The organism is Paenibacillus sp. FSL R5-0527, assembly GCF_038008055.1.
GTDB lineage: Bacteria > Bacillota > Bacilli > Paenibacillales > Paenibacillaceae > Fontibacillus > Fontibacillus macerans.
The window spans coordinates 2,974,072-2,990,517 of sequence record NZ_JBBOYI010000001.1; the positions used below are offsets into that span (position 1 = coordinate 2,974,072).

The following is a 16,446-nucleotide window of genomic DNA, read 5'->3' on the forward strand; positions in this document are numbered from 1 at the left end:
ATTATAACGCTATTGGGGGGAGTTTGTATGGAACGAGAACTGACGCTGGAAATTGTAAGGGTGACGGAACTTGGCGCCCTGGCCGCCGCCCGCTGGGTCGGCAGAGGCGATAAAAATGCGGCCGACGAGGCTGCCACCGCGGCGATCCGCTCCATGTTCGATTCCGTTTCGATTGACGGAACCGTGGTCATTGGCGAAGGGGAAATGGATGAAGCGCCTATGCTCTATATCGGGGAAAAGGTAGGCAATGGCCTGGGACCGTCCGCGGATGTTGCCGTTGATCCGCTCGAAGGCACAGAAGTGGTGGCCGCGGGTCTCAGCAACGCGCAAGCCGTCATCGCCGTCGCCGACAAAGGCAGCCTGCTGCACGCCCCTGACATTTACATGGAGAAGCTGGCCTGCGGCCCGGAACTGGCCGGTAAATTGAGCATTACGGATCCGGTCGGCATCACCTTGAACAAAGCCTCCCAAATTACGGGCAAATCGCTTTCCGAACTGACCGTCATGGTTCTTGACCGGGAACGCCATGCGGGCCTGATTTCCGAATTGCGAAAAGCCGGCGTCCGGATCAAACTGCTGCTTCATGGCGATGTCGCCGGCGCCATTGCGGCCGCGCTGCCGGACAACGACGTCGACCTTTACCTTGGCTCCGGCGGCGCGCCGGAAGGCGTGCTGGCAGCGGCCGCCTTGAAATGCCTCGGCGGCGAGATGCAGGGCATTTTGCTGCCGAGCACTCCGCAGGAGGTCCAGCGCTGCCTGCAAATGGGCATTGCCGATCCCACCCGGGTGCTTTCCATGCAGGATATGGTCGGCTCCGGCGATGTCTTGTTCGCCGCCACCGGCGTGACGACCGGAGAATTTCTGAACGGGGTCCGCTTTATCGGTTCCGATCATGCGGAGACGCATTCCGTCATCATGCGCGCGCAGAGCCGCACGATCCGTTATATAAAGAGCGTGCACTTTCTTCCCAAAAAGCAGTTTCCGGCGGAAATTCCCGCCTGGGAACAGGAACAGGTTTCTTCCTTGTGACTCAATCATTCAATTGATGTCAGTCAATAAAAACGGCAAGCGTTGCCCAAAAGGGCGACGCTTGCCGTTTTTATTTGCGCATACTTCCATGGAACTATAACTTTTTGACCAAAATATAATCAAAATCGGATGCAATAGATAGAAACACAAGATATTATGATAATTTAGTGCCCAAAAGGTGGAATAAAAAGAAAAAATGTAAAATATAAGTTGACTGTAAGCGCTTTTAATATTATCATGTAATCAAATTATCATCAAGAGTTTATCATAACATCATCGCGATTTATCTCTGCAAAAACTTCGGGAAAGGAGGCGGCATAAACAAGCAAATTACGAAGAGAACCAAAAGAGGAGGAAACGCATGAATACGTTGGCAAGCAGAGAACCGTCCAAGCAGAAGAAAACGATTGTTGCCGCATTGGCTAACTACATCGATGCCGGTTCGATTGTGGCCGGTTCGGCCGGATTGTCTTTATGGGTAGATTATCTTGGATTGAATGACAGTCAAATCGGATTGCTGGGGGCCATGAGCGCCAACGCGATTTCGGCCGCCATCGGCGCGCTGATCGGCGGGTATTTGGCGGATAAGGTGGGAAGAAAGAAAATTTATACGACCAGTATGGTGGCTTATGCGCTTGGAACCATACTTATTGTTTTTGGGGTTAATTTTCCGATGCTGCTTGTCGGATACATTATCGCCGGCATCGCGGTCGGAGCCGATATCACCGCTTCCTGGACCATTATCGCCGAGAATGCCCCCAAGGAGAAACGGGCCAGGCATGCCGGAATGGCTCAGGTTGCCTGGGCGCTGGGAGCGGTTATCGTTATGCTTCTGTCGGTGCTGCTCGGGGGGATGGGTTTGCTCGGCAACCGGATCGTTTTTGCTCATTTGTTGGTCATTTCCTTAATTACCTTAATCCTGCGCCTGCGCTTGCCGGAATCGGAAGCCTGGAAAAGCCGGCAGGTCCACCAGAACCGGGGGATGATTGAAAGGAAAACGTATAGGCATTTGTTCCAGCGCAAATTTTTGCGCAGCATTCTTTTTTTGATGGGTGTGTATCTAGTCTGGAATTTGGCCGCCGGCGTTATGGGTTTCTTTATGCCGTATATCTATCAGAAAGTCGGCGGGGTCTCGGCAACGACCGCCAATCTGTTGCAAATGGGGTATTTTACCTTCACGGGTCTGGCGGTGGCCTTGATTTTTATGGTGTTCGCGGATAAACATCGCCGCAAAGTGTATGCGTTTTCAGCATTTCTTGCCGTTGCCGGCTGGTCGCTGCTTTTGCTTCCGGTGGATGGAATCCCCATTCTTGTACTGTTTATCATTTTGATGGGCATCAACAACGGCTCCGGCCAGCAAGCCAATTACCAGCTGTGGTCCAGCGAATTGTTCCCCACTTCGCTGCGGGCGTCCGCGCAAGGCTTTATGTTTTTCGCGGTGAGAATTACGCTCGGCATATGGAGCGTGTTCGTGCCGATGCTGCTCACGGATTTTGGCATACGGGCGGTCGCCGCGATCCTGGTGGTTTTTGTGTTTATCAGCTTCCTGATCGGCACCTTGTTCGCTCCGAGCACCTCCGGCAAATCACTGGAAGAGATCCAGCTGGAGCTTTACGGAGAACCAAAACCGCCCCTATTTTCGAATAAAGGCTCTTCAGCTGACCTTGTTGAACCCAAAAATGAGTTTTAACTTACATCTTCAATCAACAAAATAAATAAATTTGGAGGAGTATACTCATGACCATGAAGTTTGGAGTTATCGGAACCGGAGCGCTTGGCGTAGATCATATGAGAAGAATCCAGCAGACGCTAAACGGCGGCGAGGTTGTGGCGGTTACGGACATAAACCCGGAGGCGGCTAAGCAGGCGGTGGCAAATTTGGGACTGGATGCGCAGGTATTTCCCGATGATCGCACCCTGCTGGCCGAAGGTAACGTGGATGCGATTGTGATCACGAGCTGGGGGCCGGCCCACAAGGCGAGCGTGCTGGCCGGCATTGAAGCGGGAAAATTCGTTTTTTGCGAAAAGCCGCTCGCCACAACCGCAGAGGATTGCTTGAGCATTGTCGAGGCCGAGATGAAGCACGGCAAACGTTTGGTGCAAGTCGGGTTTATGCGCCGATATGACAGCGGATACATCAAACTGAAAGAGGCGATCGAAAATAAATGGATCGGCGAACCGCTGATGATCCGCGCCGCGCACCGCAATCCGGAAGTGGGGGACAGCTATCTGACCAACATGGCGATTACGGATACGCTGATTCACGAAATCGACGTGTTGCATTGGCTTGTCAATGATGATTATAAAGCCGTGCAGGTGGTTTATCCGAAGAAAACCAAATATGCCTCGGGCCATTTGCAAGACCCGCAAATCATCACGCTAAAAACCGCAAGCGGGATTATTATTACCGCCGAAGTGTTTGTCAATTGCCAATACGGTTACGACATTCAGTGCGAGGTGATCGGGGAAGAGGGGATCATCGCGCTGCCTGAAGTTCAAAGCGTTACATTCCGCAAGGATGCCAAGCTCGGAGTGAACCTGCTTATGGACTGGAAGCAGCGTTTCATCGAGGCTTACGACGTGGAGCTGCAGGATTTTATCGATTCCATTCAAAAAACGGGCGAACCGGGCGGGCCAACGTCCTGGGACGGCTACATCGCCGCGGTGACGGCCGACGCTTGCGTCAAAGCGCAAGCGTCGGGCGAGTGGGAATCTGTAACCTTGAAGGAGAAGCCGGAGTTTTACCGTACAAACCGATAAACCTGCCTGCCAAGGAGGAACCCCTTGATCGATCTGTATATCCCTCAATCGGAACCGGGAATTGTGTGGAAGCGAGGCGTATATTTTCATGAGGCCTCAGACTTAGCAAAATCGATGTTCTTTTATGTTTTTTGGGGCGGCGAGTATTATTGCCGGTTTCCGTACAAAGTGGACCGAGATTATATGAGCTCCTTTATTCTATTTTCGATTCAGGAGGGAAGCCTTGCCTTTCATTACCGGGACGATCAATTTACCGCTTCCGCGGGCGATATCGTTTTGCTGGATTGCCGGTACCGCAATTACTATTATGCGGTGGACGATGTGAGATTTCACTTCTTTCACTTTTCGGGCCCGCAGTCCGAGCTGATGTGCGAGGAGCTCTATAAAAAAGCCGGGTGCCTGTTCTCCGGAATGGGCCGTGACAATACGGCGATTCCCGCGATCATTGATAAAATCGCCGCCGGCAATCCCGACGATTGTGATCTGTCCGTGCAAATCTATCAATTACTGGTGTCTCTGTTTAAAGCGGGTTATCCGGCAGGCCCAAAACGTGTTTCGGGAAGAAGGCTCAATCCTGATCTTAGCCCGGCTTTGGATTACATTCATGCTCACTTTGCCGAGAAACTTTATATTGAGCAATTAAGCAAGCTTTCCAATCTGAGCTTGTACCATTTTGTGCGGTTGTTTAAAAAAGAGATCGGCGTAACTCCGCACCATTACATCCTGAACTTGCGGCTGAAAAGAACAAAGCAACTGCTGGTGGAGACCAATCTTACGGTGGAAGAAATCAGCGCCCGCTGCGGGTTTAATAATGTCGCCCATTTCATTCGGACGTTCTCCAATCCACGGGCGGGCTGACCCCCGGCAAATTCAGAAAGATGCGTTTTTAAGCTGACCCGGTGCACGGCGCCGGCTTCTTTTTTAGGCGCTTTGGTTGAGCAAAAAAAGTCAATTTCTAAGCAAGTGCGGATAGTGTTTTTGAGCCTGTTTCCCATTAGAATGGACCTCGAAAGATGGAAAAAAACCGTATCTTACTTTTTTGGCGGGGGGGATGAACATGGCAGCCCAAAATGCAATCAAATGGGGCATAGCGCCCATCGGTTGGAGAAACGACGATATTCCCGAAATCGGCAAGAACAACAATTTGCAGCAAATTTTAAGCGACATCGTTGTGGCAAAATTCGAAGGAACGGAAGCAGGAGGCTTTTTCCCGGAGCCCGAGGTGTTGAACAAGGAGCTGAAGCTGCGGAATTTGCGCATTGCGGGAAAATGGTTCAGCAGTTTCATCATCCGTGACGGTGTTGAGCGGGCCGCGCGGGATTTCGCTGAACATTGCGCCTATTTGAAAGCGGTTAACGCGGATGTCGCCGTCGTCTCGGAGCAAACGTACAGTGTGCAGGGAACGGACAAAAATGTATTTAAAGAGAAGCCGGAATTTACGGACGCAGAATGGACGCGGCTTTGCGAAGGCTTAAACGCTCTGGGGGAAGCAGCCGATAAATACGGACTAAAGCTGGTTTATCACCATCACCTGGGGACCGGGGTGCAAAGCAAAGCAGAGGTGGACCGGCTGATGGCCGGCACCGATTCCAAGCTTGTTCATTTGCTCTATGATACGGGCCATATTTATGTATCGGATGGCGATTATCTGTCACTGCTGGAGGCGCATATAAAGCGGATTGCCCATGTCCATTTCAAAGATGTGCGGCCGGAAATATTGGAAAAATGCCGAGCGGCAGGAAAATCGTTTCTGCAATCCTTTCTGGCGGGGATGTTTACCGTTCCGGGTGACGGGTTGATCGATTTTGCGGAAGTATACTCCTTTCTGATGCAGAGCGGTTATCAAGGCTGGATTGTGATTGAAGCCGAGCAGGATCCGGAGATTGCCAATCCGCTGGAATACGCCTTAATCGCCCGGGACTATCTCGATTCCTGCGTATTGAAAGCGTAAATGAACACAGATGTGCGGTAATGGATAGGAGCCGGCGGAGAAGAAATCAATAGCGGATTGCCGGGATTTTATGAGATACGATAGATGAACATTGGGAGGTAAATTCAATGAAAATAGGCTTCAACGAAGGTTGCAACCGGTTTTGCCAGGATCACTCGGTGCTGAAGGATCTGGAATATTGCGAAAAACACGGGTTCGACTATATCGATATTCAGTCCGAATGCTTGAACCGTGATCTGGAGGCCGGAAAATACATGCTTGAGGATTTGAGCGCCTGGTTCAGAGACCCTGCCCACAAGCTGAAAATGCTGTCGTACAACGCGCTGATTTTCTTTAATATGAAGCAAACGCAGGCGGAAAAAGATGCTGTGATGGAAGAACTGGACGAAATCATCCGCCGCTGCAACATGCTGGACTGCAAAATGATCGTCGTCGTTCCGTCGATGGATTTGCCGGTTCACGCCACAGTGGATGAAATCAAAGCGGACGCGGTTGCCGTGCTCAAGGAAATGGTGAAGAAGGTTGAACCGCACGGCATCAAGCTGTCGATCGAATTCTGCGGCGCTCCTTCCATGTCGATCAACCGTTTCGAGGACGCTTACGCCATCGCGCAGGCGGTTGATTCTCCGCTGGTGGGCATCACGCTGGATCAATACCATTTCCATGCCATGGCCTCCAGTTTTGAAGCGCTGGAAAAGGCGGACGGCAAGAAAATTTTTGTCTGGCATTTAAACGGTTCGGAAAATATGCCTTGCGGAGCCCCGTACAATACCGACGAGAAGCGGCTGTGGCCGGGCGAGCCCGGCGATTGTCTGGACCACCGGCGTTATGCCGATACGTTGAAGAAAATCGGGTTTGAAGGGGACGTTTGCACGGTGGAAGTCTTCCGCCCCGATTATTACAAGCTATCCCAGGAGGAGAACGTAAAAAAAGCCGCCGAAGCGACCCGCAGACATGTAGCCAAGTACTGGGGCTGACCCTATCCCGGCGGAAAGCATTAGTCCATCTTATGATACCGATAAGGGAGAGATATTAACATGATCATCGCTTATGACCCGACGCATTACAGAGACAACACAACGATTGAGAAAATGGTCGATAAGGTGGCGCGACTGGGCTACGAATATATCGAGCTGTCGCCGCGGGAAGATTTTTGCCCGTTTTATAAATATCCCAAGGTCGACAAAGCCAAAATCGCTTCCCTGAAAAAAAGATTGCGCGACACCGGGCTGAAAATCTCCTCGTTATTGCCTCTATATTATTGGGCCGGTCCGGATGAGGAGCAAAGACAGGCGGCGGTGCGGAACTGGAAGCGCGCCATTGAAATCGCCGTAGAGCTTGATGTCGATTTGATGAACAGTGAATTCAGCGGCAGTAAATATAACGTACGGGTGTGCGAAGAGAAATTTATTAAATCCATGGATGAGCTGCTGCCGGTCTTTGAACGGGAAGGAATCAAGCTGAATCTGCAGGCTCATCCCTTGGATTTTATTGAAACGAACAGGGAAGCGATCAACATGATTCGCGCTTTGGATAAAGATTGGATCAAGCTGGTCTACTCCACCGCCCACACTTTTTATTATGACGACGGAATCGGCGACATCGAGAAGATGTTTGACGAAGCCGGAGACTTGCTGGCTCATGTGTTGTTCGCCGATACGTTTAATCATAAAGCGGCCTTCGGATTGCGTTATATTGTCAATCCGCCGGACGCCGAAATTACCATTCACCAGCATTTAAACATTGGCGAAGGAGAAGTCGACTTTGCGGCAATCTTCAAAAAGCTGAAGGAAATGAAATTTGACGGCATTGCCACCAACGCGGTGTTTGCTTATCCGGACAAACCCGAGTGGTCCAGCGAGGTTACGTTAAAGGCGATGAAGGAAGGTTTGGGATTGCTTTAAAAAACAGGGGCATGCATGTGCCTGCATCAAACGATAGGAGTTGACCGGCTCTCATGCATGCCCTTGCTGCTTTTAAAAATGCGGCTGTTCTGTACATTTCCTCAAAGACGCCTGCTTACAGCTTTCCGGTTAGAAATTGGGCTTCCCCCATGCCGAAGCTCCAATCCGCCGGTCCGTTCTGTACCAGCGAGATGATCACATCGGTTGGCTCAATACCGCATTCCTGCTTGAGACGTTCAGCCAGCAGCTTGTACAATCGTTCTTTCTGCGCCGGTGTCCGCTCTTTGCTTACGATGCTGATCACGACAACCTGATCGGTCCGCTTAAAACCTAAGCCTGTATCTTCAATGATCATCTCATGGGCAGGGTGCTGATGCACGATCTGATACCGGTCGGTAACCGGAACCTGGAAGGCCTCGACCATCGCATCATGAGCCGCGTCCAGCAGTTTTCTCAGTTCCTCCGGGCTGCGTCCTTCAATAACGTCAAAGCGTAATAACGGCATGTTGTTGTCCTCCTGTAAATTTGAATACATTTAATATAAAACATAACCAAGATATTATCAATAGTTAACCTATGGGAGTCTCTGGATTCTAATGAACATGGAGGGATTCATCCGTGACCAGTCCTTTACTGCGTAAACCGAATTTAGTTCAAGAAGGCGATGTCGCCATCGTCCACCAGCTATTGACCGAAGACACCATGTTAAAATATGTCGGCTTCCAAATGATTGATCTCAAGGCGAAGGCGCGTTACGAGGAAACGCTGACGGATCAGGAATGCTGTATCGTCGCGCTGTCAGGCCGGATTACGGTGACTGAAGGCGAACATCGTTTTGCGGGGATCGGGACAAGGGAGCGCGTATTCGAGAAAAAGCCGACCGACAGCGTGTTTGTCTCCGGCGGCAAGCGGTTCAGCCTTGAAGCGGTGACGGCTGCAACCGTCGCCCTGTGTTATGCCCCTTCCCTGCAGCAGCTTCCGACCCGATGGATTAAAGCCGGGGATGTAAGCGTCGAGCGCCGGGGCAAATATCAGAACCAACGTACGGTGCACAACATTTTGCCTGACAACGATCCTTCAGCCAGCAGCTTGCTTGTGGTGGAGGTGTACACGGAGGGTGGAAATTTCTCGAGTTATCCCCCGCACAAGCACGACCAGGATCGTCTTCCGGAGGAATCGTTTCTGGAAGAAACGTATTATCACGAAGTGGAACCCCGTGCCGGATTTGTTTTTCAAAGAGTGTACACGGACGACCGCAGTTTGGATGAAACGATGTCCGTAGAGCATCGGGATGTGGTGCTTGTACCGGCGGGGTATCATCCGGTGGGCGTACCGGACGGATATACATCCTACTACTTGAACGTCATGGCAGGGCCCAAGCGGATCTGGAAATTCCGCAACGACCCGGATCATGAGTGGATTTTGGCACGGCAATAACCGGAAACTTCAATATAAAGGGGAGTAGCAGCATGGGGAATAAGATCAGATTGACCACGGCGCAAGCCTTGGTCAAGTTTCTAAATCAGCAGTATATTCATGTTGACGGCCGGGAAACACCGTTTGTTGAAGGCATATTCACCGTTTTCGGCCATGGCAATGTGCTTGGCATCGGACAGGCGCTGGAGCAGGATGCCGGCCATTTGAAAGTTTTTCAAGGCAAAAACGAACAAGGTATGGCTCATGCCGCCATAGCGTATGCCAAAGAGAAGCTGCGGCGGAAAATTTTTGCGGTGTCTACCTCGTCCGGACCGGGGTCCGCCAATCTGGTGACCGCGGCCGCCACGGCGCTGGCCAATAATCTGCCCGTTCTGTTTCTGGCTGCGGACACTTTCGCCACCAGACAACCCGACCCGGTACTGCAGCAGCTCGAGCATGAATACAGCATCGCGGTTACGACCAACGATGCGCTGCTGCCGGTTTCCCGCTACTGGGACCGGGTGACGCGCCCGGAACAATTAATGAGCAGCCTGATACGAGGCTTTGAAGCGCTGACCGACCCGGCCAAGAGCGGACCGGTCACCATCTGCATTGCCCAGGATGTTGAGGGAGAAGCTTTCGACTATGATGAAGCCTTCTTCCAAAAACGCGTCCATTATGTGGATCGCCTGCAGCCAAGCGAACGCGAACTGGAAGCGGCGGAGCGGTTGATTCGCAGCAGCCGTAAACCGCTGATTGTTGTTGGCGGAGGCGTGAAATATTCGCAGGCGCGCGCAGAGCTTATCGCTTTCTCCAAGGAGTACGGGATTCCGTTGGTAGAGACGCAGGCCGGCAAGTCGGCCGTGGAAAGCACATTTGCCAACAACCTGGGGGGCATGGGCATTACGGGGACACTGGCCGCGAACAAGGCGGCCAAAATGGCGGATTTGGTAATCGGTATCGGTACCCGGTACACCGACTTTGCCACTTCTTCCAAGACGGCGTTTGACTTCGAGCATACGAAGTTTCTGAATATTAATGTCAGCCGGATGCAGGCTTACAAGTTGGATGGCTTGCAAATGGTGGCGGATGCCAGAGCCGCTTTAAGCAAACTTCACGAGCGCTTGCGCGGATATGTGAGCGAGTTTGGGCCGATACTTGCGGAACTGAAAAAGGAATGGAATGCCGAGCGGGAACGATTGGGCCGGATTGAGTTTAAACGTTCGGGTTTCGAGCCGGAAATCAAGGGGCATTTTACGCAGGAGACGATGAACGAATATGCGGATGCGCTTGGCACGGAGCTGGCGCAGACCACGGCGCTGATCGCCATCAATGACACGATTGACAAGGACAGCATTATCATTTCTTCCGCCGGTTCTTTACCGGGAGATCTGCAGCGGCTTTGGGCGTCCGAAGCGGCAAATACGTATCACCTGGAGTATGGCTACTCTTGCATGGGATACGAAATCTGCGGCGCCTTGGGCGTCAAGCTGGCCCATCCCGAGCGGGAGGTTTACTCGATCGTAGGCGACGGCAGTTTCCTGATGCTGCACTCGGAGCTGGTCACAGCGATTCAATATGATCACAAAATCAACATTTTGCTGTTTGACAATTCGGGCTTCGGGTGTATCAACAATTTACAGATGGATCATGGCTCCGGCAGCTATTACTGCGAGTTCAGGACGAAGGACAACCGGATCATGAACATCGATTACGCCAAAGTAGCCGAAGCGTACGGCGCCAAGGTTTATCGAGCGAACACCGCCCAAGAACTCAAGCTGGCGCTGGAGGATGCCAAGAAGCAGACAACCTCTACGCTGATCGACATGAAGGTGTTGCCGAAGACAATGACGGACGGCTATGACAGCTGGTGGCATGTCGGGGTTGCCGAGGTAGCGGACAAAGAGAGCATCCGGCGGGCGTATCGGCGGAAGGTGGAGATGTTGAAGAAATCCAAGCAGTACTAATCATCGTGCGGCCGCAAAACGGCACGCCCCGGCCTATCCACGAAGCAGGCCGGGGCGTGCCGTTTATGTTTGGAGCCGGAATTTTTTCTTATGGCGTGACAATCGTAATGCCGTGTTCTAGAGCGTATTGTTGATAACTCTCATCCGGTATGCTGTTGGTGATCAGGTAATCAATGTCGCTTAAGGAGCAGTACGTGGTGATGCCGTATTTGTCAAATTTGCTGTCGTCAATCATCAAATAAACTTTCGCGCTTTTCTCCACGATTGTACTTTTTACCTCGGTCTCGAGCGGCGACGAGTTGGTGACTCCGTTGGTTAGGGTGATGCCGGTGGAAGCGAGGAAAGCTTTGTTAATGTTATATTTTTTAAGGAATTCAATGCTCTGAAAACCGACAAAAGAGTTCGTCTTGCGTTCAAGCATGCCGCCTGTGGAGAAGATGGCCAAGGAAGGATACGCTTTGGCTTGGTGAATAAAGTCAAAGTTGTTGGAAATAATCGTAAGCTGCTTGTGATGAATGTAAGGAAGAAGCTCGAGAGTGGTAGTCCCCGAGTCGACAAAAATTACCTCCCCATCCTCCACAAACTGGGAAGCCAGCTCCCCGATCTCCTGCTTTTTGGTCAAGTTTTGATCTCTTCGTTCGTTAAAGACAACGAGTGCGGAGTGGTTGACGGATACTCCTCCGTAAACTTTCTTCAGAATCCCCGCTTCGACAAGGGTCTGGATATCCCTGCGGATCGTGTTCTTTGAAACGTCAAAGTGCTTGACCAGCTCCTCCAAGGATACCGACTCATGCTCAAAGACATATTCTTTAATTTGATTTATTCGTTGTGATTTGATCATATGTTGATTCCCCTAAGACAAATTTGGTTAAACTCCTGATCATATGTGGCTAAATTCATTGTAATCGAGGTGAGATCAAAAATCTACAAAGGCCGGTTTTCTTTTGAACAAAAAGGTACATGTACGAAAGTACGGTTAAAAAGGAGTGGTTAAGCCTTATAATAGAGAAAAAGGAGGGGGCCGGATGTTCGGCAAAAAAAATTCGGAAGATATAGAGTCGCCTCTGACAGACTCGATTAATGAATTGTTCGTATCCAGGTTCCCGATTTTGCTTTGGGCGTTGATGGTATCTATCGGCACGTTGACATTGCAAAATTTAGCCGAGCCTCGTATTCTTAACAGTCTGTTATTTACCGGGGTCATTGCAGCCCATATCTGCCTGCACTGGAATTCGTACCGCTTTGCCAAAAGGCAGCCTTGGCTGTATTTTTTAGTGCAGGGCTTGTTGATTACGGCGTGCGCCTTCTTGATGCCGGCCGGCTGTTTTCCCGTCTTAATAGGTTTGTTTCCCGTATTGGTCGGCCAGAGCGTAGGCTTGTATAATCAAAAACGAAAAATACTCCTTACAGTCCTGTTCAGCATGCTGCTGTTTTTTTATTGCATTCTGTATGTAAGCAAAAAGGATGAAATTTTTGGTCTGACTCTAATGTTCGTTTTAATGACGATCATCGTTATGGCGTACGCGCTGCTCTTTTTTAGGCAGGTTCATGCGCGTCTTAGGACGCAAAATTTTTTGCGCGACCTGGAGAACGCACATCGGAAAGTCGAAGAATTGACCCTCACCAATGAACGGCAGCGTATGGCTCGCGATCTCCACGATACGCTGGCCCAGGGCTTGGCCGGCTTGATTATGCAGTTGGAGGCCGTCGACGCTTTTATGGCGCAGGGAAATATGGACCGGTCGCGGGATATCGTCAAGAAGGCGATGGAGCAGGCGCGGCGAACGCTGGCCGATGCCCGCCGGGCGATCGACGACTTGCGGGTCAAATCGGGCCCTGACGTCGATTTCAAAGAGGCGGTGGCTGATGAGGTCCGGCGTTTTATCCAGGCTACAGGGATTCAGACATTTTTGGATATTAAAGTCACCCGGCGCCTGTCCGGAAAAATGACCGAACATAGTCTGCAGATCATTAGCGAGTGCTTGACCAATGTGACCAAACATGCCAAGGCCGATAAAGTATGGGTAACGGTATCCGATGCGAATAACCGGTTGTTTGTTGAAATTAGAGATAACGGGACAGGTTTTAACACGGAGATGCTCGGCAAGCAACCGGGGCGCTACGGCATATTGGGGATGCAGGAGCGCGCCAGATTGATCGGAGGAGAACTCAATGTTTTTAGCGGTGCGGGGGGTACAAAAATTCAATTGGAGGCTTCACTGCTTGAAGGAGAAACAGTATGAACCGGTATAAAGTGCTGATTGCCGACGATCATTTCGTCGTGAGAGAAGGACTCAAGCTGATTCTGGAAACCGATGAGAGATTCGAGGTCATCGGTGAAGCGGAGAACGGTGAGATTGCCGTTCAGCTGGCGCATGAGCTTAACCCGGATGTGATTTTAATGGACCTGAATATGCCCGTCATGAGCGGGCTGGAAGCCATGAAGCTGTTGAATAACAGCGGCAGCCGTATTCCGGTCATTATTTTGACGACTTATAACGAAGATGATCTTATCGCTAACGGCCTTGCTTTGGGGGCGAAAGGTTACTTGCTCAAAGATACGGGCCGGGATCATCTGTTCCGTACGATCGAATCGGCGATGCGAGGAGAGACGCTGCTGCAGGCCGATATTTTGGCCAAAGCGCTGGCTGCGAAAGAGCACCGGGAGGACACCCCGCGGAAGGAGCAGGTTTCTTCGCTTACCGAGAAGGAAGTTCAGGTCCTGCAGCTCGTCGCCCGCGGGTACAAAAGCAAAGAAATTGCTTTTGATATGGGCATTTCCGAGCGAACGGTTAAGGCGTATTTAACGAACATCTATAATAAACTGGGAGTTGATTCTCGGTCGCAAGCCGTAGCAACGGCTCTGGAACGGGGAATTCTTCATCCTTAAGTACGCCCGGTCAAAATCAAACAAATGAGGGGGAGGTAAAGCTGTTAGATAGGTCCATTCGTTATGGCACCTTGTTGCTTATTATCATTGCCGTCGTTTATTTGGGCTCCAAGCTGGATTTTATTTATGGTCCCATACAAGTCATGATAAGCGCGGTCCTGGTTCCGCTGCTGCTCGCCGGATTTTTTTACTATTTGCTGCGGCCGGCGGTAGATTTTCTGGAACAGCGCAAGGTCAAGCGGACATTGGCTATTCTGCTGCTGTATGTGGTCATGCTGCTCGTCGCCGTCGCGTTTATCGTGGGGGTATGGCCGCCTTTGCAAACCCAAATGGTTAATCTGCTGCAAAACGTTCCAAACTTGCTCGACATGCTGAATGTCAAGCTGAACGAGCTGGCGGAGAACCAGCAGCTATCCTTTTTGCCGCTGGAAGAAATTGATTTCTCCAAAGTGACCGAATATCTCAGCAATGGCGTCACATTGCTGGCCAATTCCATTACCGGCCTTGTTTCGCTGCTTTCCAATTTTGCGATCGCCTTGTTCACGTTTCCGATCATTTTGTATTACATGCTCAAGGATGGTCAGCGCTTCGGAGTAACTTTGGCGAAGATGTTTCCGCGGCGCTATCGCGGAGAAGCGTTGAGAACGGTCCGCGAAATCGACAATGTGCTAAACAATTATATCGTCGGCCGGGTTATCGTCAACGTAGCGCTGGGAATTTTGATGCTTATCGGATTTTGGATTTTGGGGCTTCCGTATGCCTTGTTGCTGACGGTCATCGCGGTTATTATGAATTTCATCCCGATTTTCGGGGCCATCATCTCCGCCATTCCTATTGTGCTTATCGGCTTGATCGAGTCTCCGTACGTCGGAATCTGGTCGCTAGTGATCATCCTGGCGGCGCAGCAAATTCAGGATAACCTGATCTCGCCTTACGTGTTCGGCAAAACGCTGGATATCCATCCGGTAACGACCATTCTGCTCATCCTGGGCAGCGGCAAAATATTCGGCATCATCGGCATGCTGCTGATCGTACCTATTTATATGATCCTCAAAATATTATGGAAGAAACTGTTCCGGCTGTTAATCAAGCAGCAGAATCGGGAAAAACCCGGGACGGTGGAGAAGACATAGCAGGGGGCTCCTACTGCTGGCAAAAAATCATCGCCTTGCCGTCGTCAGAGCGGCAAGGCGATGATTTATAACTCAAGTCGAAAACCGATCGTGGTAAAAACGCGATGGGCGTTGAAAGCTCGAGGATAGGGAAGTGGGGTGGGACGACAGATCAACACCAGCTGTCCGGAGACTTTACACGATTATCCCGTTTAATCAGGTAGCAGAGAGAAAGACAAGCTCGGGAGAAGAAAACATTTGGTGGAGAAGCAGATAGGTTCGAGATAATTTAGACAGGCATAGGAGAAGAAATCAGGTTTAGAGGAGGTGAAACAGACCGGACCAGAGATTAAGACAGGAGATCAGGACAGGAGATCAAGGACCCATTAAGTTGATCTGCATCAAGTAACCCCCACCGTTCTAGCGTCTCGATCAGGCCGCAGCCGCAAGGGGCTGGTTTGGTTGGCGCGCGATCAGCCGGCGGTAAGGGATCGCCGGAATCGCCACACACATGTGCAGCAACTTCTGCCGCATCGTTTCTTCCGCTCCGGGCAGGCGCAGCCGGCGGCGTCCGGTGTACTCGTTTAGGTACGCCTGCAGATGCTTCAGTCCCAAGTGGCCAAGCGGCTTTGTCTGCCCCCGCTGCGCTCACACCCGGTGCAGCCGTCTGACTTCCCGGCACATCCCCTTGTTCGAGTTTTCATCGCGATCAGCGCCTTCATGCAGTCCTGCTCACTGTTAAAACGGCTGCTGAATGGCTGAAGTTCCGTTCCCGCATTGATCTCCATGTTTGCTCGCCCCCGAATCAAGAATATACGAACATAAGTTCCGTTTATTTCATTATACCAAACATACGTTCCTTTATCAAATCGAAAATCTCACCTGAACCGCCTCATTTTTTCCTCATCTTTTTTGTTTTTTCTTCTCTCTTTTTTTGGAACCTTTGCTCTAGCCCTTCCCCTGCTCCTGAACGAAGGGAATAATCGTGCTAAGGCAGCAGCAGGCAGGGACACAAGGCACAAACCAGGTAAAGTACAACGCACGCTCCTTCAGTGGCTTGTTTGATTTGCTGTGCGACGAAGTCGGCACACTCGATTGGCTGGTTGCCTTACAACAGTTCCTTCTTTTGTTCTTCCTGGGCCCGGCAAAAAACGCAGGATATCGTCCGCAAACGCATTCCGGAAGCCATTCTGGTCAAACCGGCCGACTTTGACAAAGTCTATGACGCCTTCATCGCTGAGATGAACAAAGAGTGCGCCGAGAAGATGGAGAAAGAATATACGGAGCTGGTTAAAGAGAGGGTATCGCTTTTTACGGGAAAAGATGTTTAATAATCCGTAAGCCGGAAAAAAGCCTCAAAAGCCGCGCTACCGGCGGATTTTGAGGCTTTTTTCCGTTTTGCTGCACAGAAGCTGCG

At 50.9% G+C, this 16,446-nt stretch carries 16 protein-coding genes and 1 pseudogene; 13 read left to right on the forward strand and 4 right to left on the reverse strand.

Going from position 1 to position 16,446, the window contains the following annotated elements:
• The first annotated feature begins 27 nt into the window (after positions 1-27).
• The 7 genes from glpX (at position 28) to NYE69_RS13190 (ending at position 7,644) form a co-directional block, all read left to right on the forward strand.
• A complete protein-coding gene (glpX, locus tag NYE69_RS13160; RefSeq protein WP_213509882.1) occupies positions 28-1,029 on the forward strand; it encodes a class II fructose-bisphosphatase in 1,002 nt (333 codons plus the stop codon).
• Between the two features lie 361 nt (positions 1,030-1,390).
• On the forward strand, positions 1,391-2,719 hold the full coding sequence (locus NYE69_RS13165) for an MFS transporter (protein ID WP_155620457.1): 1,329 nt from the start codon (positions 1,391-1,393) through the stop codon (positions 2,717-2,719).
• 47 nt (positions 2,720-2,766) lie between these two features.
• Complete coding sequence (locus NYE69_RS13170) at positions 2,767-3,789, forward strand: Gfo/Idh/MocA family protein (RefSeq protein ID WP_155620456.1); 1,023 nt, start codon at positions 2,767-2,769, stop codon at positions 3,787-3,789.
• A 183-nt stretch (positions 3,790-3,972) separates the two neighbouring features.
• Complete coding sequence (locus tag NYE69_RS13175) at positions 3,973-4,647, forward strand: AraC family transcriptional regulator (protein ID WP_340926537.1); 675 nt, start codon at positions 3,973-3,975, stop codon at positions 4,645-4,647.
• Between the two features lie 199 nt (positions 4,648-4,846).
• Positions 4,847-5,740 carry a myo-inosose-2 dehydratase gene (iolE, locus tag NYE69_RS13180; protein WP_155620454.1) on the forward strand — a complete coding sequence of 298 codons (894 nt, stop codon included), beginning with the start codon at positions 4,847-4,849 and terminating at the stop codon, positions 5,738-5,740.
• A 107-nt stretch (positions 5,741-5,847) separates the two neighbouring features.
• Positions 5,848-6,717 (forward strand): sugar phosphate isomerase/epimerase family protein, encoded by an 870-nt coding sequence (locus NYE69_RS13185; protein ID WP_155620453.1) that lies wholly within the window; start codon positions 5,848-5,850, stop codon positions 6,715-6,717.
• Positions 6,718-6,777: 60 nt separating this feature from the next.
• Positions 6,778-7,644, forward strand: a complete 867-nt coding sequence (locus NYE69_RS13190) for a sugar phosphate isomerase/epimerase family protein (protein ID WP_155620452.1) — start codon at positions 6,778-6,780, stop codon at positions 7,642-7,644.
• A gap of 115 nt (positions 7,645-7,759) precedes the next feature.
• Here the strand turns inward: NYE69_RS13190 and NYE69_RS13195 are convergent, their stop codons facing one another.
• Positions 7,760-8,149 (reverse strand): tautomerase family protein, encoded by a 390-nt coding sequence (locus tag NYE69_RS13195; RefSeq protein WP_036624486.1) that lies wholly within the window; start codon positions 8,147-8,149, stop codon positions 7,760-7,762.
• Positions 8,150-8,262: 113 nt separating this feature from the next.
• Here NYE69_RS13195 and iolB point away from each other — a divergent pair, with 113 nt between their 5' ends.
• Positions 8,263-9,081, forward strand: a complete 819-nt coding sequence (iolB, locus tag NYE69_RS13200) for a 5-deoxy-glucuronate isomerase (protein WP_330164907.1) — start codon at positions 8,263-8,265, stop codon at positions 9,079-9,081.
• Between the two features lie 32 nt (positions 9,082-9,113).
• Positions 9,114-11,027: a 3D-(3,5/4)-trihydroxycyclohexane-1,2-dione acylhydrolase (decyclizing) gene (gene iolD / locus NYE69_RS13205; protein WP_326045100.1), complete on the forward strand. Its 1,914-nt coding sequence runs from the start codon at positions 9,114-9,116 to the stop codon at positions 11,025-11,027.
• Between the two features lie 88 nt (positions 11,028-11,115).
• Here the strand turns inward: iolD and NYE69_RS13210 are convergent, their stop codons facing one another.
• Complete coding sequence (locus NYE69_RS13210; protein WP_340926540.1) at positions 11,116-11,868, reverse strand: DeoR/GlpR family DNA-binding transcription regulator; 753 nt, start codon at positions 11,866-11,868, stop codon at positions 11,116-11,118.
• 184 nt (positions 11,869-12,052) lie between these two features.
• On the opposite strand from NYE69_RS13210, the gene NYE69_RS13215 reads away from it, so the two are divergent.
• From NYE69_RS13215 to NYE69_RS13225, 3 genes are all read left to right on the forward strand, one after another.
• Complete coding sequence (locus tag NYE69_RS13215) at positions 12,053-13,270, forward strand: sensor histidine kinase (RefSeq protein WP_340926541.1); 1,218 nt, start codon at positions 12,053-12,055, stop codon at positions 13,268-13,270.
• A complete protein-coding gene (locus tag NYE69_RS13220) occupies positions 13,267-13,917 on the forward strand; it encodes a response regulator (RefSeq protein ID WP_340926542.1) in 651 nt (216 codons plus the stop codon). Before NYE69_RS13215 ends, NYE69_RS13220 begins: the two co-directional genes overlap by 4 nt.
• A 74-nt stretch (positions 13,918-13,991) precedes the next feature.
• Entirely contained in the window at positions 13,992-15,050 is a 1,059-nt protein-coding gene (locus NYE69_RS13225; RefSeq protein WP_340926544.1) for an AI-2E family transporter, read from the forward strand.
• A 411-nt stretch (positions 15,051-15,461) separates the two neighbouring features.
• Here NYE69_RS13225 and NYE69_RS13230 read toward each other — a convergent pair whose 3' ends face one another.
• The gene (locus NYE69_RS13230; RefSeq protein ID WP_340926545.1) at positions 15,462-15,644 is read right to left on the reverse strand and encodes a hypothetical protein; all 183 of its coding nucleotides are present in this window, start codon (positions 15,642-15,644) and stop codon (positions 15,462-15,464) included.
• Positions 15,635-15,817, reverse strand: a complete 183-nt coding sequence (locus NYE69_RS13235) for a hypothetical protein (RefSeq protein WP_340926547.1) — start codon at positions 15,815-15,817, stop codon at positions 15,635-15,637. The genes NYE69_RS13230 and NYE69_RS13235 overlap by 10 nt, the downstream gene beginning before the upstream one ends.
• 357 nt (positions 15,818-16,174) lie before the next feature.
• Between NYE69_RS13235 and NYE69_RS13240 the strand changes: the two are divergent.
• Positions 16,175-16,360: pseudogene (locus tag NYE69_RS13240) on the forward strand (ABC transporter substrate-binding protein); the annotation flags it as partial.
• Positions 16,361-16,446 lie beyond the last annotated feature (86 nt).

Bases quoted from the DNA above. Each gene is read 5' to 3' on its own strand.
- NYE69_RS13185 (WP_155620453.1), top strand. From the start codon at position 5,848: ATGAAAATAGGCTTCAACGAAGGTTGCAACCGGTTTTGCCAGGATCAC.
- NYE69_RS13220 (WP_340926542.1), top strand. From the start codon at position 13,267: ATGAACCGGTATAAAGTGCTGATTGCCGACGATCATTTCGTCGTGAGA.
- NYE69_RS13190 (WP_155620452.1), top strand. From the start codon at position 6,778: ATGATCATCGCTTATGACCCGACGCATTACAGAGACAACACAACGATT.
- NYE69_RS13235 (WP_340926547.1), bottom strand. From the start codon at position 15,817: ATGGAGATCAATGCGGGAACGGAACTTCAGCCATTCAGCAGCCGTTTT.
- NYE69_RS13170 (WP_155620456.1), top strand. From the start codon at position 2,767: ATGACCATGAAGTTTGGAGTTATCGGAACCGGAGCGCTTGGCGTAGAT.
- NYE69_RS13195 (WP_036624486.1), bottom strand. From the start codon at position 8,149: ATGCCGTTATTACGCTTTGACGTTATTGAAGGACGCAGCCCGGAGGAA.
- NYE69_RS13165 (WP_155620457.1), top strand. From the start codon at position 1,391: ATGAATACGTTGGCAAGCAGAGAACCGTCCAAGCAGAAGAAAACGATT.
- iolE (WP_155620454.1), top strand. From the start codon at position 4,847: ATGGCAGCCCAAAATGCAATCAAATGGGGCATAGCGCCCATCGGTTGG.
- NYE69_RS13175 (WP_340926537.1), top strand. From the start codon at position 3,973: ATGAGCTCCTTTATTCTATTTTCGATTCAGGAGGGAAGCCTTGCCTTT.
- iolD (WP_326045100.1), top strand. From the start codon at position 9,114: ATGGGGAATAAGATCAGATTGACCACGGCGCAAGCCTTGGTCAAGTTT.
- NYE69_RS13215 (WP_340926541.1), top strand. From the start codon at position 12,053: ATGTTCGGCAAAAAAAATTCGGAAGATATAGAGTCGCCTCTGACAGAC.
- glpX (WP_213509882.1), top strand. From the start codon at position 28: ATGGAACGAGAACTGACGCTGGAAATTGTAAGGGTGACGGAACTTGGC.
- NYE69_RS13210 (WP_340926540.1), bottom strand. From the start codon at position 11,868: ATGATCAAATCACAACGAATAAATCAAATTAAAGAATATGTCTTTGAG.